The organism is uncultured Bradyrhizobium sp. (assembly GCF_947648125.1).
Taxonomy (GTDB): domain Bacteria; phylum Pseudomonadota; class Alphaproteobacteria; order Rhizobiales; family Xanthobacteraceae; genus Bradyrhizobium.
Genome location: NZ_CANSMR010000035.1, coordinates 65,603 through 79,143, shown reverse-complemented (window position 1 = coordinate 79,143; position 13,541 = coordinate 65,603). Strand labels below are relative to the sequence as shown.

At 65.6% G+C, this 13,541-nt stretch carries 13 protein-coding genes; 6 read left to right on the top strand and 7 right to left on the bottom strand.

From position 1 onward, the window contains the following. The 3 genes from Q0030_RS35825 to Q0030_RS35815 form a co-directional block, all read left to right on the top strand. Window positions 1-575 (top strand): acetyl-CoA C-acyltransferase (locus tag Q0030_RS35825; protein WP_298378344.1); only part of this gene is annotated, 575 nt, incomplete at its 5' end. Window positions 576-842: 267 nt separating this feature from the next. Continuing rightward, window positions 843-1,568: an acetoacetyl-CoA reductase gene (gene phbB, locus Q0030_RS35820; RefSeq protein WP_298378342.1), complete on the top strand. Its 726-nt coding sequence runs from the start codon at window positions 843-845 to the stop codon at window positions 1,566-1,568. Between the two features lie 137 nt (window positions 1,569-1,705). Continuing rightward, a complete protein-coding gene (locus Q0030_RS35815; protein ID WP_298378339.1) occupies window positions 1,706-2,578 on the top strand; it encodes an EamA family transporter in 873 nt (290 codons plus the stop codon). A 91-nt stretch (window positions 2,579-2,669) separates the two neighbouring features. Here Q0030_RS35815 and Q0030_RS35810 read toward each other — a convergent pair whose 3' ends face one another. After that, window positions 2,670-3,104, bottom strand: a complete 435-nt coding sequence (locus tag Q0030_RS35810; protein WP_298378337.1) for a cupin domain-containing protein — start codon at window positions 3,102-3,104, stop codon at window positions 2,670-2,672. Continuing rightward, the gene (gene gloB / locus Q0030_RS35805; RefSeq protein WP_298378334.1) at window positions 3,104-3,871 is read right to left on the bottom strand and encodes a hydroxyacylglutathione hydrolase; all 768 of its coding nucleotides are present in this window, start codon (window positions 3,869-3,871) and stop codon (window positions 3,104-3,106) included. The genes Q0030_RS35810 and gloB overlap by 1 nt, the downstream gene beginning before the upstream one ends. Window positions 3,872-4,054: 183 nt before the next feature. Here gloB and Q0030_RS35800 point away from each other — a divergent pair, with 183 nt between their 5' ends. Next, the gene (locus tag Q0030_RS35800) at window positions 4,055-4,807 is read left to right on the top strand and encodes a class I SAM-dependent methyltransferase (RefSeq protein WP_298378331.1); all 753 of its coding nucleotides are present in this window, start codon (window positions 4,055-4,057) and stop codon (window positions 4,805-4,807) included. Between the two features lie 85 nt (window positions 4,808-4,892). On the opposite strand, the gene Q0030_RS35795 is transcribed toward Q0030_RS35800, so the two are convergent. Further along, window positions 4,893-5,660 carry a DUF4167 domain-containing protein gene (locus Q0030_RS35795; protein ID WP_298378328.1) on the bottom strand — a complete coding sequence of 256 codons (768 nt, stop codon included), beginning with the start codon at window positions 5,658-5,660 and terminating at the stop codon, window positions 4,893-4,895. A gap of 513 nt (window positions 5,661-6,173) precedes the next feature. Then, window positions 6,174-7,064 carry a peptide chain release factor N(5)-glutamine methyltransferase gene (prmC, locus tag Q0030_RS35790; RefSeq protein ID WP_298378325.1) on the bottom strand — a complete coding sequence of 297 codons (891 nt, stop codon included), beginning with the start codon at window positions 7,062-7,064 and terminating at the stop codon, window positions 6,174-6,176. Between the two features lie 143 nt (window positions 7,065-7,207). On the opposite strand from prmC, the gene Q0030_RS35785 reads away from it, so the two are divergent. Further along, entirely contained in the window at window positions 7,208-7,675 is a 468-nt protein-coding gene (locus tag Q0030_RS35785) for a helix-turn-helix domain-containing protein (protein ID WP_298378323.1), read from the top strand. A 3-nt stretch (window positions 7,676-7,678) separates the two neighbouring features. Here Q0030_RS35785 and prfA read toward each other — a convergent pair whose 3' ends face one another. The 3 genes from prfA to Q0030_RS35770 all read right to left on the bottom strand — a co-directional run bounded on the left by prfA (window position 7,679) and on the right by Q0030_RS35770 (window position 12,838). Further along, window positions 7,679-8,758, bottom strand: a complete 1,080-nt coding sequence (gene prfA, locus Q0030_RS35780; RefSeq protein ID WP_298378321.1) for a peptide chain release factor 1 — start codon at window positions 8,756-8,758, stop codon at window positions 7,679-7,681. Window positions 8,759-8,815: 57 nt separating this feature from the next. Further along, window positions 8,816-11,083, bottom strand: coding sequence for a phosphoenolpyruvate--protein phosphotransferase (gene ptsP, locus Q0030_RS35775; protein ID WP_298378318.1), 2,268 nt, complete (start codon window positions 11,081-11,083; stop codon window positions 8,816-8,818). Window positions 11,084-11,581: 498 nt separating this feature from the next. Next, window positions 11,582-12,838, bottom strand: coding sequence for an aspartate kinase (locus Q0030_RS35770; RefSeq protein ID WP_298378315.1), 1,257 nt, complete (start codon window positions 12,836-12,838; stop codon window positions 11,582-11,584). 232 nt (window positions 12,839-13,070) lie between these two features. Here Q0030_RS35770 and Q0030_RS35765 point away from each other — a divergent pair, with 232 nt between their 5' ends. Beyond that, on the top strand, window positions 13,071-13,538 hold the full coding sequence (locus Q0030_RS35765) for a PH domain-containing protein (protein WP_298378312.1): 468 nt from the start codon (window positions 13,071-13,073) through the stop codon (window positions 13,536-13,538). Window positions 13,539-13,541 lie beyond the last annotated feature (3 nt).

Sequence of the window (13,541 nt, the reverse complement as noted above, 5' to 3'; positions counted from 1 at the left end):
TCACCATCAAGTCCCGCAAGGGCGATATCGTGGTCGACACCGACGAGTATCCGCGCCATGGCGCCACGCTCGATGCGATGGCCAAGCTCCGCGCCGCCTTCGAGAAGGACGGCACCGTGACCGCCGGCAATGCCTCGGGCATCAATGACGGCGCCGCCGCCGTCGTGCTGATGACCGCCAAGGAAGCCGCCAAGCAGGGCAAGAAGGTGCTCGCCCGCATCGTCTCGTGGGGCCAGGCCGGCGTCGACCCCAAAATCATGGGCACCGGGCCGATCCCTGCCTCGCGCACCGCGTTGAAGAAGGCCGGCTGGAACATCGCCGATCTCGACCTGATCGAGGCCAACGAGGCGTTCGCGGCGCAGGCCTGCGCCGTCAACAAGGACCTCGGCTGGGATCCGGCCAAGGTCAACGTCAATGGCGGCGCGATCGCGATCGGCCATCCGGTCGGCGCATCGGGCGCCCGCGTCCTTGTGACGCTGCTGCACGAAATGCAGAAGCGAGATGCCAAGAAGGGTCTCGCGACGCTGTGCATCGGCGGCGGCATGGGCATCGCTATGTGCGTTGCACGCGACTGAACAAAAGGCAGCGAGGTCGGTTAGGTGATGAAAAGATCATCTGTCAACCGCGGCGCGAGCTGATAGAAAAGATGCCCGGCTTTGCGCCGGGCATTTTTGTTTTGAGAGCATGATCCGGAAAAGTGTGAAGCGGTTTTCCGAAAAGATCATGCTCAAAAAGGGAGCTAAAGCGCGATGACGATTCAGCCTAATCTCATCGCGCTTTGTTGAGTGAGTGCGAAGACCGGAGCGATCCGGTTATAAAAGACGGCCAAGGAGGAGACGGACATGGCACGTGTTGCATTGGTGACGGGCGGAACGCGGGGCATTGGAGCTGCGATCAGCAAGGCGCTGAAAGCGGCAGGCTACAAGGTGGCGGCGAGCTACGCCGGCAATGACGCCGCGGCGGAGAAGTTCAAGGCGGAGAGCGGCATCCCGGTCTACAAATGGGACGTCGCGTCGTTCGACGCCTGCGCGGCCGGCGTGAAGCAGGTCGAGGCCGATCTCGGCCCGGTCGACGTGCTCGTCAACAATGCCGGTATCACCAAGGACACCGCATTCCACAAGATGACGCTTGAGCAGTGGAATGCCGTGATCAACACCAACCTCGGCTCGCTGTTCAACATGACGCGCCAGGTGATCGAGGGCATGCGCGCCCGCAAGTTCGGCCGCGTCATCTCGATCTCCTCGATCAACGGACAGAAGGGCCAGTTCGGCCAGGTCAACTACTCCGCGGCGAAGGCCGGCGATATCGGCTTCACCAAGGCGCTCGCGCTGGAGAACGCCAAGGGCGGCATCACCGTCAACGTGATCTGCCCGGGCTACATCAACACCGAGATGGTGCAGGCGGTGCCGAAGGATGTGCTCGAGAAGAACGTGATCCCGCAGATTCCGGTCAACCGCCTCGGCGAACCCGAGGAGATTGCACGCGCGGTGGTCTTCCTCGCGGCTGACGATGCCGGCTTCATCACCGGCTCGACGCTGACCGTGAACGGCGGCCAGTACCACGCCTGACGCGAGAAGCGTCGTCGCGTCGCAGGCGCCATCAATCAAGTCGTGATGCCCGGCCTTGTGCCGGGCATTTTCGTCGTTACAACCGCGAGGCGCGAAGCAGAGACGTGGCCGGGCCGGCCACGACGGATTGAATTCAGATGACGACCCGAACTGCCACCCTTGTCGGATTGACCGCCATCCTGATGTGGTCGCTGCTGTCGGTCATGACGGTCGCGACCGGGGCGATCCCGGCGTTCCAGCTCGCCGCCATGACGTTTGCGATCGGCGCCGCGGTCGCGTTCGCAAGCTTTCTCTTCCGTCCCGCAGCGTTCGGCGCACTGAAGCAGTCGCCGACTGCCTGGCTCGTCGGCGTTGGCGGCCTGTTCGGCTATCACGCGCTGTATTTCCTGGCGCTGCGCTTCGCGCCGCCGGCCGAGGCCGGCCTGCTCAACTATCTCTGGCCGCTGTTGATCGTGCTGTTCTCGTCGCTCTTGCCGGGCGAGCGGCTTGCGATCCATCACATCATCGGCGCGCTGCTCGGCCTTGCCGGCACCGTGCTGCTGTTCGCCGGCAACACCGGCGCCTTCACCAGAGCGCAGCTTCCAGGCTTCGCGGCGGCCTTCGTCGCGGCATTCGTCTGGGCCGCCTATTCGGTGATGTCGCGCCGGCTCAAGGCGGTGCCGACAGATGCGGTGGCGGGCTTCTGCCTGGCCACCGCCGTACTTGCCGCGCTGGTGCACATGATGGTGGAAACCACAGTGTGGCCCGCGACACCGCTGCAATGGCTGGCGGTCACGGCACTCGGCATCGGTCCGGTCGGCGCCGCGTTCTTCGCCTGGGACATCGGCATGAAGCGCGGCGACATCCGCGTGCTCGGCGCCGCATCCTATGCCACGCCGCTGCTCTCGACTGCATTCCTGATTGCAGCGGGTTTCGCCAAGCCCAGCGCCAACATCGCAATCGCCGCGATCCTGATCGCCGGCGGCGGCTTGATCGCGGCCAAGGACATGGTGCTGCGGAAAAGAATGTAGGATGGGTAGAGCGAAGCGAAACCCATCATCTCGCCGCGTGGACAGAGGTTGATGGGTTTCGCTGCGCTCTACCCATCCTACGAAGGTGGCCCTACGAGGCCGGCTCCCAGCCCTTCGGCGTCAGCTCGAACTTCGCGAACTCGAATCCCGGCGCGACCGTGCAGCCGACCAGCGTCCAGTCGCCGCTGCTTTCCGCGGCCTGCCAGGCGCCCGCCGGCACGATCGCCTGGGGCTGTTCGCCGCTGATGACGTCAGGTCCGAGAGTGATCGCATGCGGAGGGGCGCCGTCCTGCGCGATCTTCAGCGTCAGGGGCGCGCCGGCGTAGTAGTGCCACATCTCCACCGCGTCGATGCGGTGCCAGTGCGAGCGCTCGCCGCGCGCGAGCAAGAAATAGATCGCGGTCGAATGCGCGCGGCCCTCGGCGTCGCAGCGCTCGTCGCGAAACGTTTCGCGATAGTGCCCGCCTTCGGGGTGCGGCTGTAGCGCGAGCCGCGCGATGATGTCGGCAGCCGAGAGGTCGGCCATCACGACTTGTTCTTGCGCTCGCGGAGCTCGCCGAACACCAGCGCCGGATCGGCGCCCTTCATGTGCAGCTTGGCTGCGACCGCCGGCTCGTCAGCGCGCAGGAACACGTTGGCCTTCTTCTCGTCGCCCAGCAGCACGGGAATCGTCGGCTTGTTCTCGGCGCGCAGCTTCGTCACTTCCGCGGCGCGGGCCTGCAAATGCGGATTGTCGGCCTCGATGGTCAGCGCGAACTTCACGTTGGAGGCGGTGTATTCATGGCCGCAATAGAGACGGAAATCGTCCGGCAGCGAACGCAGCTTCAGCAACGAATCCCACATCATGGGATAGGTGCCTTCGAACACCCGGCCGCATCCGATCGAGAACAGCGTGTCGGCGGCGAACACCGCCTTCTCGCCGTCGAACACATAGGAGATATGGTCGAGCGTATGGCCGGGAGTTTCAACCACACGGGCCAAGAGGCTGCCGACCTTGATGACGTCGGCATTGGCGGCGCGCAGGTCGACATTGGCGATCTTGGCAGACTTGTCGTGCGGGGCGACAACGCGGCAGCCGTATTTCTGCTTCAGCTCGGCGACGCCGCCGACATGGTCGCCATGATGATGGGTGATCAGGATGTCGGTCAGCGTCCAGCCTTCGCGCTCCAGCGCCTTGATGATCGGGCCGGCCTCCGGCGCGTCGATCGATGCGGTCGCCTTGGTGGCGGGATCGTGGATCAGGTACCCGAAATTGTCGGTGAGGCAGCTGAAGGTGCGAATTTCGGCGGTCATGATATCTCCACGAACAAACGGGACGGACACGTCAGAGCATTATCTTTTTGGAAAACCGGTGTCGCCGCTTCCGGATCATGCTCTTACCGCGCCCAATATAGGGGTGAAATATGGCGTTAACGCTCCGGCGGCAACGCAAATTTCGGCGCTCCCCGGCTGCGAGGGGCATGTTAGGCTAGGATCATGGACGTCATCGACCTCCGCGACTTCTATTCGCAGCGCCTCGGCATCGTGGCGCGGCAGCTGATCAACCGCGGCATCCGTGCGCGATGGCCGAACGCGGAAGGCCAGCGTGTGCTCGGGCTCGGCTATCCGACGCCTTATCTCGGCCTGTTCCGTGATACCTCCGAGCGCTGCATCGCCTTCATGCCGGCGGCCCAGGGCGTGCTGAAATGGCCGACCGGCCGGCCGGCGCTGGCGACACTGATCGACGAATTTTCGATGCCGCTGCCGGATGCCGCGGTCGACCGCGTGCTCGTGGTGCATGCGCTGGAGATGTCCGACGATCCGGAGCGGCTGCTGCGCGAGGTATGGCGGGTGCTGTCGCCGTCGGGGCGGCTGATCGCGATCATCCCGAACAGGCGCGGCGTCTGGACGCGCACCGATGCCACGCCGTTCGGCCACGGCCGGCCCTATTCGCGGGCACAGATCACCCAGCTGTTGCGGCAGACCTGGTTCACGCCGGCGTCATGGGGCGAGGCGCTGTTCATGCCGCCGGTGCAGGGCAGCTGGTTCCTGCGCTCGGCGATGGCGTGGGAGCGTCTCGGCGCGGCGCTGTCGATGCCGTTCGCCGGCGTGCATATCGTGGAAGCGAGCAAGCAGGTCTATCGCGCGATCCCCGCGCGCCGCGAGCGCACGCAGCTGATCCCGTCGTTGCGTCCGGTGCTGGTGCCGTCCTCGACGGCGACGCGTAAATCCAGTCACGCGGAGTCGTAAACGACTCGGAGTCGTCAAACGCCGCGAAGTCGAGACGCGGATCATTCACCCTCCCCGTGAAGGGAGGGTGACGGATTTTCAGGGGTTACTCGTTGCCCGGATTGAAGTCGTCGCTCGGCGCCGGCTGCGCCGCCATATCGGGGCGCGGGCCGTGCGGACGGCGGCGACGGCGCGGAAAGCGCTCGCTGCGTTCGCCGCGTTCTGCGCCGCCATTGTTGGCTTCAAAGGGGCCACCGTTGACCTGCGGCTGCGCGCCGCCGGTGATGAACGAGGGCAGGCGATCGACGCCGCCGGCATCGGCCAGCACCGGCTGCGGCTGGATCTGCGGTTGCGGCTGATACTGCGGCTGCGGACGATGCTCGCGTTCGCGGTGCTCACGCGGCTGCTGCTCACGCGGCTGCTGGTCACGCTCGCGATGCTCGCGCGGTTGCTGCTGGTAGGGCTGCTGGCCGTTGTCGCGCATGAATGGCTGCTGCGGCACGAAGCCCGGCTCCTGGCCGAAGCTCGAATAGCCGTCGCTGTCGTCGTCTTCGGTCTGCGTCACCTCGGCGTCGGGGCGGGGCTGCTGCTGATTCTGCCGGAACTGCTCCTGCGCGGCCGCGATGATCCGGTAGTAGTGCTCGGCGTGCTGGTAGTAGTTCTCAGCAGCCACCGGATCGCCGGAGGAGCGTGCATCGCGCGCAAGCTGGACGTATTTCTCGGCCACGTGGGAGGCCGTGCCGCGGATCTTGATGTCGGGTCCGTTCGATTCGTACACCCGTGTCAGGGGATTCTGGCCGCGCCGGTTATTGTAGTTGTTATTATTGTTGTTGTTCCGGTTGCGCATCCGCTTGTTGTTCTGACCGTTTCTCATCTGTCGCCTTTTATTCCAGCCCTGAAGTTATTGCAGTCCGCAGTCCGATTCTCAGAAGTCCGATTTCTCAGAAGTTCGATTCCCAGAGTCCAATTCCCAGAATCCGATTCGGCGCTCGCCTACGCGCACGGAATCGCAATACCGTTCGAAGAGGCATCGATGTCGCCGACCATCTCGTTCAGCAAAGTCGCGTTCAGCAAAGACGCGTTCCCCAACCGCCGCCGGCAAATCGCGCCAGCGACCAAATCATTCCGCCCGTTGAGACAGGCCCAGTTCTCGTGCGTAAGTGTTCAAGCGCAATAACAGGCTTTCGTTCGCTTGGCGGTCGAGAGCAGCACAGCTTCGGCTATTGCGCTCAATGAGACCTGCGTTCCTGGAACCTTTCGATCGGTGGGCTCTGCTGAACCCTGGTCATCACCCGTAACGGTTACGGGGCCAGCACCGATGTTGTGGCCGGAACGTAGTCGTTCCCGGGGGATATTCCAAGAGGTTTTTTTGCGTTCCAATAGGACTTTATCGGGGCACCCGGCGGGCAGAAACGGCCCTCGGAATGCCCCCGAGATCGGCCTTGGGCGGCCCCGTTGGGGATAACCCAGAAGCCGTCATCAGCGCTTCAACGTCGGCGCTTTGGCCTTGTCCGACCTCCACAACCAGAAATCCACCCGAGGTTAAAAGACCCGCAGATTGCGAAATCAGTGCGCGGTAGGCGTCGAGCCCGTCGGCCCCGCCATCGAGCGCCGCGCGCGGATCGTGCGCGCGCACCTCGATGTCGAGACCGGCGATGTCGGCCGAGGGGATGTAGGGCGGATTGGATACGATCAGGTCGAACGCGCCGGTCAGCGCGCTGCCATAGTCGCACGCGATCCATGTCGCGCGCTGGCTAAGTCCGAGCTCGGCGGCGTTCCGGCTCGCCGTCTGCAGCGCCTCCGTCGAGATGTCGGTGGCAAAGCCATGCGCGTTCGGTAGTTCCGAGAGCAGCGCGAGCAGGATCGCGCCGGAGCCGGTGCCGAGATCGGCGATCCGCAACGCGCGCCCGGCCACGCCGTCGGCCCGCAGCAATTCGAGCGCGCGCTCGACCACGGTCTCGGTGTCGGGACGCGGCACCAGCGTTGCGGCGGTCAGATGCAGCGGCAGTCCCCAAAACTCCTTGATGCCGAGAATGCGCGCGACCGGTTCGCCGGCGAGACGGCGCCGCGCGAGGCCCTCAAGGCGATCGGTCTCTTCCTTCGTCAGGATGCGTCTGGCGCCCGTCACCATGCCGGTCAGATCGAGCCCCAGCGCGGCGCCAACCAGCAGCCGCGCGTCGAGCTCGGCGGCGTCGCTGCCGGCCGCCTTGAGGCGCGCGGCGAGGGTGCGCCTGATCCCCTCGACGGTGTGGCTGCCATTGTCAGCGGATGCGCTCATCGCGCGTTGTTAGCCGATGGTCGATGCGGCGTCGATATCGCTTGCGCCCTGTGCGGCCGGCAGGATGGCCCGCACGGCCCGGGCTTGATAGCGTCACGCGGCTCCCGCGATCAGGCGGAGCGGGCCAGCAGCGGGACGACGGAATGCCTCAGGCCAAGCAGCGACAAACGTCAGTCGGAGCCACCAAGCGCAAGGCGGCGGGCGCGACGGTCGATTATGCGGCGCTGGCGCGGTTCCGCTACCAGCTGCGCAGCTTTCTCGCGTTCAGCGAGGAGGCGGCGCAGCAAGCCGGGTTGACCCCGCAGCAGCACCAGGCGCTGCTCGCCATCAAGGGATTTTCCGGGATGGAGCCGACCACCGTCGGCGATCTCGCCCGCTATCTGCTGATCCGCCACCACACCGCGGTCGAGCTGGTCAACCGGATGACGAAACTCGGGCTGCTGACGCGGGCGGTCGATGCCGCCGACGGCCGGCGCGTTCTGGTGACGTTGACCGCGCAGGGCGAGCGCAAGCTGCAGACGCTGTCGAAGATTCATCTCGAGGAGCTGACCACGGCCGGTCCGGCGCTCGGCAAGATCCTGCGCCACTTCAGGCAATCGCAGAAGCGCTAATCCTTAGGCCGCAGCGCCCTGCGCCGCGAGCTGCGCGGCCTGGTGCTCGGTGGTCAGCGCATCGATCAGTTCGCCGAGCGCCTCGCCCGCGATCACCTGCGGCAGCTTGTAGAGCGTCAGGTTGATGCGGTGGTCGGTGACTCTCCCTTGCGGGAAATTGTAGGTGCGGATGCGCTCCGAGCGGTCGCCGGAGCCGACCTTCTCCTTGCGGTCGGCGGAACGCGCGGCATCGACGCGCTGGCGCTCGGCGTCGTAGATGCGCGAGCGCAGGATGTTCATCGCCGACGCCCGGTTTTTGTGCTGCGAGCGGCTGTCCTGCATCATCACCACGATGCCGGTCGGCAGATGGGTGATGCGGATCGCGGACTCGGTCTTGTTGACGTGCTGGCCGCCGGCGCCGCCGGCGCGCATGGTCTCGATCCGCAAATCCGTGTCCTTGATGTCGACGTCGACATCCTCGACCTCGGGCAGCACGGCAACCGTGGCGGCCGAGGTGTGGATGCGGCCCTGCGTCTCGGTGTCGGGCACGCGCTGCACGCGGTGTACGCCGGACTCGAATTTCAGCTTGGCGAACGCGCCGCGGCCCTGCACCTCGGCGATGATTTCCTTGAAGCCCCCAACGGTGCCTTCGCTCGCCGAGATCACCTCGACCTTCCAGCCCTGCAAGGCCGCGAAGCGCTCATACATCCGGAACAGGTCGCCGGCGAACAGCGAGGCCTCGTCGCCGCCAGTGCCGGCGCGGATTTCCAGCACCACGTTGCGGTCGTCCATCGCGTCCTTCGGCAACAGCGCGACGCGGATCTTCTGCTCGAGATCGCCAATGCGCGCCTGCAGCGTTTCCAGCTCGGCTTCCGCCATGCTGCGCATCTCGGGATCGGTCCCCGCATCGGCCAGCAACGCCTCGGTGTCGGCGAGCTCCGACCGGGCGGAGCGATAGAGCTTCACCGCATCGATCAGCGGATTGAGCTCGGCGAGCTCGCGCGTGATCGCAACATAGCGATCGGAGTTGACCTGGCCGAGCAGCTCGGCCTCGAGCGAGGCGTGATGAGCGAGCAGGACGTCGAGTTTGGCTTCGGGTAGCATGGCGGAGTCTCGAATTGCTGAAAGCGCGAAGGGGTGGCGGAGGCGACGGTAGCGTCGCTACAAGGCCAGCCCCTCGGTTTCCGCAAACTTCGTCAGCGCCTCGCGGATCGAGACGCTGCCGACCGGCGCGTCCAGCAGCGGATTGATCATCGCCTCGGCCTTCTTGGCGTCGAGGTCGAGGATCAAGGCCTTGACCGGGCCGTGCGCGGTTGCCGACAGCGACAGCGAGCGATAGCCGAGCGCAATCAGCGCCAGCGCGCCGATCGGCTTCGACGCCATCTCGCCGCACAGCGAGGCGGCCTTCTTCGCGGTCTTGGCCTTGCGCACGATGTCGCGCAGCGCGCGCAGGATCGGCGCCGACAGGATGTCGAAGCGTTCGGAGACCTTGGCATTGCCGCGGTCGACAGCGAACAGAAACTGGAACAGGTCGTTGGAGCCGACCGAGACGAAGTCGACCTTCTTCAGGAGTTCGTCGAGCTGGTAGAGCAGGGCCGGCACTTCGACCATGGTGCCGATATCGATCCGCTCGGGCAACGAATGGCCGTGCTGGCGCAGATAGGTGAGTTCGCGCTCGACGATCGCCTTGGCCTGGTCGAACTCGCTGATGTCGGAGATCATCGGGAACATGATCTTCAGGGCGCGGCCGCCACCGGCGCGCAGCAACGCGCGGATCTGGCCGCGCAGCAGGCCGGGGCGGTCGAGGCCGAGCCGGATCGCGCGCCAGCCGAGCGCGGGATTTTCCTCGACCACGGTCTCCATGTAGGGCAGCGCCTTGTCACCGCCGATGTCGAGCGTGCGGAAGGTGACGGGCTTGGTGCCGGCGGCATCGAGCACGGTGCGGTACAGCGCGAGCTGGTCGCTCGAACGCGGCAGGCTCGGGCTCACCATGAACTGCAATTCGGTGCGGAACAGGCCGATGCCGGCGCTGCCGGTGTCCTCGATATGCGGCAGGTCGATGGTCAGGCCGGCATTGATCAGGAGCTCGATCGGCTGGCCGTCCTTGGTCACGCAAGGCTTGTCGCGCAGCGCCGAATATTGCGCCTGCCGCCGCGCCCGGAACCGGACGCGCTCGGCGTAGGCGGATTCGATCTCGGCGGAGGGGCGGACATAGATCTCGCCGGAAATGCCGTCGACGATGATGGCATCGCCCGGATCGGCGATGCCGGGCGCGTTCGGCACCTCGCCGACCGCGGGAATGCCGAGCGCGCGCGCCACGATCGAGACGTGGGAATTCGCGGTGCCTTCCTCCAGCACCAGGCCGCGCAGCCGCTTGCGGTCATAGTCGAGCAGCGCCGCAGGGCCCATCGCGCGGGCAATCAGGATGGCGTTGTCGGGCAACTGCTCGCGCGTCGGCGCATGGTCCTGGCCGACCAGTTGCCGCATCAGGCGATGACCGAGATCCTCGAGATCGTGCAGGCGGTCGCGCAGATAGGGATCGGTCGAGCGCAGCATGCGCGCGCGGGTGTCGGACTGCACGCGTTCGACGGCGGCTTCCGCGGTGAGGCCGGTGGCGACCGCCTCGTGCAGCTTGTGCGACCAGCCCTGGTCGTTGGCGAACATGCGGTAGGCTTCCAGCACCTCGCGATGCTCGCCGCCTTCGGCGACGTCGCCGCGCTCCAGCATGCGGTCGAGATCGGCGCGCAGATTGGCGAGCGCGGTGTCGAGCCGCTTGATCTCCTTCGGCAGGTCCTCGGCGATATAGTTGGTGATGACGACGCGCGGCTCGTGCAGCACGACATGGCCGAGCGCGATGCCGTCGGAGAGCACCGCGCCGGTCTTGTGCAGCGAGTGCCGCGCGGCGGGCTCGGCGCCGGGCTGCGCCAGCGCGGCAAGCTCGCCCGAGGCGATCATCTCCGCCAGCACCATGGCGGTGGTCTGCAGCGCCTCGACCTCTTCCTCGACATAGGTGCGCTTGGCGCGGTTCTGCACCACGAGCACGCCGAGCGTATTGCCGGCGCGCAGGATCGGCACGCCGAGGAACGAGTGGTAGATCTCTTCGCCGGTCTCCGGGCGGTAGGCGAAGGCGGGGTGGCTTTGCGCGTCGGAGAGATTCAGCGGGGTCGCCTCGCTGGCGACGAGGCCGACCAGGCCCTCATGCGCGCTCAGCACGGTGCGGTGCACGGCGTCGCGGTTCAGACCTTCGGTGGCGTAGAGCTCGAGTGTGTTGTCGATGCGCAGCACGTAGCAGGAGCAGACCTCGGCCACCATGTTGGCCGCGATCAGCACCACGATCTTGTCGAGGCGTTCCTGGGCGGAGACTTGCTCCGCCATAGTTTCGCGGAGCCGTCTCAACAGGACGCGGGGGCCTCCCGACGCGCTCCGCATGTGCTTCAGTCCCTCCCCACCAGGCCGGCGCACAGGGCCGGCCGACCGTTGGCGCAAAACTCGTCAAAAACAACAATTTCAGTCATTCGGCGTCGCCGCTCGCGCCAGTTCCCGCCGATTCGGGATCGCACAAACTGTGCCACAGTTTGCGACAGCCCACCTGACTGGCCGTATAGCCAATCGAGGCTCGCTTTGCCAAGCAAAACGCCTGCCAGTAGCAAATAACGTCTGCGTCAGCCCTATGCTGCGCCCGCTAAGAGAAATTCTAACTCCGGGACACCGGTACCGGAGGCCCTCTTCCTTCTCCCCTTGTGGGAGAAGGTGGCCACAGGCGGCCTGCGGCCGCCGTTCTTGGAAACGCCGATGCTGCGCATCGGCTACGCGCAGTCCGCGACGGATGAGGGGTCTCTATCCGCGGAGGTGGACCCCTCACCCGGTTTCGATGCTAAACGCATCGAAACCACCCTCTCCCACAAGGGGAGAGGGTTTCCCAAAGCCCTACGCCTGATCCAGCCCGTAGAGCGTGTGCAGCGTGCGCACCGCGAGTTCGGTGTAGGCGGCGTCGATCAGCACCGAGAACTTGATCTCGGAGGTGGTGATGGCGCGGATGTTGATGTTGCGCTCGGCCAGCGCCTTGAACGCCTTCGCCGCGACACCGGCATGGCTGCGCATGCCGCTGCCGATCACCGAGACCTTGGCGACGTCGGTCGCGGTGTCGAGCCTGGCGTAGCCGATCTTGGCCTTGGCGGAGGTAATGGTGTCCTTGGCGCGGTTGTAGTCGGTGGCCGGCACGGTGAAGGTGAGGTCGGTGGTCTTGCCGTCCTCCGACACGTTCTGCACGATCATGTCGACGTTGATGTTGGCATCCGCGAGCGGCCCGAAGATCGCCGCGGCGACGCCCGGCTTGTCCTCGATCTGGCGCACGGAAATCTGGGCTTCGTCCTTGGAGAAGGCGATGCCGGTGACGACGTGCATTTCCATGATTTCCTCCTCGCTGCAGATCAGCGTGCCCGGCGGCTGGTTGGCGTGCGGGTCGATATCCTCTGGCTTGTCGAAGCTGGAGCGCACGAAGATCGGCATGTTGTGCACCATGCCGAGTTCCACCGAGCGAACCTGCAGCACCTTGGCGCCCTGCGAGGCCAGCTCCAGCATGTCCTCGAACGCGATCTTGTCGAGCCGGCGCGCCTTCGGCACCACGCGGGGATCGGTGGTGTAGACGCCGTCGACGTCGGTGTAGATGTCGCAGCGGTCGGCCTTCAGCGCAGCCGCGATCGCCACCGCCGAGGTGTCCGAACCGCCGCGGCCGAGCGTGGTGATGCGGCCGGTCTGCAGGTTGATGCCCTGGAAGCCGGCGATCACGGCGACTTCCTTGCGTTCCTTGAAGCGGCCGATGATCTCGCTGCCGTCGATATCGAGGATGCGCGCCGAGGCATGCGCGTCCGAGGTCTTGATCGGGATCTGCCAGCCCTGCCAGGAGCGCGCCTGGATGCCGATGCCCTGCAGCACGATCGCAAGCAGCCCCGAGGTGACCTGTTCGCCGGAGGCGACCACCGCGTCATATTCGCGCGCGTCGTGCATCGGCGAGGCCTCGGTGCACCAGCCCACCAGCTCGTTGGTCTTGCCGGACATCGCGGAGACGACGACGGCGACCTGATGGCCGGCGTCGACCTCGCGCTTCACGTGCTGGGCGACGTTGCGGATACGATCGATATTGGCGACGGACGTACCGCCGAATTTCATCACGAGGCGGCCCATGACGACGCGTCTATTCCTTTAAGAGGATAAGTAGGTTAACCCACGCCGAAAACCGCAAGCGCGGGCACCGAAAGGCGCGTATACATAGCGCCGCGCCCGGGGGCAAGCCGGTTGGTAGGGGTCCCCTCAGGTTCTCTTGGGGTTCTCTTGGGGGTCTTTTGGGGATGTTTTGCCGGTTGCGGGCGGGCTGTGGCGCAAGGGTGACTCGCGGGTAACTCGAAGGCGGGATTGGATGGGACGCTATATCGACGAAATCCTGCAGCCCGGCGAGAAGGTGCTGTATTCCACCAATGCGCACTGGATCTTCTATTGGCAGGCAATCCTGGCCTGGATCGTCGCCTTGGTGCTGCTGATCGCATCGCGCATGACGACGGTCGACGGCCTCACCCTGGCCTGCCTTGCCGCCGCCGCCGTGGTCGCTGTCGCTGCGCTCTACTGGACGCTGGCGGCCTGGTTCCACCGCTGGACGACCGAAACCGACGTCACCAATCTCCGCGTGGTCCACAAGACCGGATTCATCAAGCGGCGCACCTTCGAGATGAGTCTCGACAAGGTCGAGAGCGTCGACGTCAACCAGAGCATCCTCGGGCGCATCCTCAATTATGGCGACGTCACCATCCGCGGCGTCGGCGAAGGTTTTGAGAAGATCAGGACCATCGCGTCGCCTTTGGCGTTCCGCAGTTCAATCACCGCGCGATAGGGG

Excerpts from the sequence above, each read along its gene's own strand:
- phbB (WP_298378342.1), top strand. The coding sequence starts at position 843 with ATGGCACGTGTTGCATTGGTGACGGGCGGAACGCGGGGCATTGGAGCT.
- Q0030_RS35815 (WP_298378339.1), top strand. The coding sequence starts at position 1,706 with ATGACGACCCGAACTGCCACCCTTGTCGGATTGACCGCCATCCTGATG.
- Q0030_RS35810 (WP_298378337.1), bottom strand. The coding sequence starts at position 3,104 with ATGGCCGACCTCTCGGCTGCCGACATCATCGCGCGGCTCGCGCTACAG.
- gloB (WP_298378334.1), bottom strand. The coding sequence starts at position 3,871 with ATGACCGCCGAAATTCGCACCTTCAGCTGCCTCACCGACAATTTCGGG.
- Q0030_RS35800 (WP_298378331.1), top strand. The coding sequence starts at position 4,055 with ATGGACGTCATCGACCTCCGCGACTTCTATTCGCAGCGCCTCGGCATC.
- Q0030_RS35795 (WP_298378328.1), bottom strand. The coding sequence starts at position 5,660 with ATGAGAAACGGTCAGAACAACAAGCGGATGCGCAACCGGAACAACAAC.
- prmC (WP_298378325.1), bottom strand. The coding sequence starts at position 7,064 with ATGAGCGCATCCGCTGACAATGGCAGCCACACCGTCGAGGGGATCAGG.
- Q0030_RS35785 (WP_298378323.1), top strand. The coding sequence starts at position 7,208 with ATGCCTCAGGCCAAGCAGCGACAAACGTCAGTCGGAGCCACCAAGCGC.
- prfA (WP_298378321.1), bottom strand. The coding sequence starts at position 8,758 with ATGCTACCCGAAGCCAAACTCGACGTCCTGCTCGCTCATCACGCCTCG.
- ptsP (WP_298378318.1), bottom strand. The coding sequence starts at position 11,083 with ATGCGGAGCGCGTCGGGAGGCCCCCGCGTCCTGTTGAGACGGCTCCGC.
- Q0030_RS35770 (WP_298378315.1), bottom strand. The coding sequence starts at position 12,838 with ATGGGCCGCCTCGTGATGAAATTCGGCGGTACGTCCGTCGCCAATATC.
- Q0030_RS35765 (WP_298378312.1), top strand. The coding sequence starts at position 13,071 with ATGGGACGCTATATCGACGAAATCCTGCAGCCCGGCGAGAAGGTGCTG.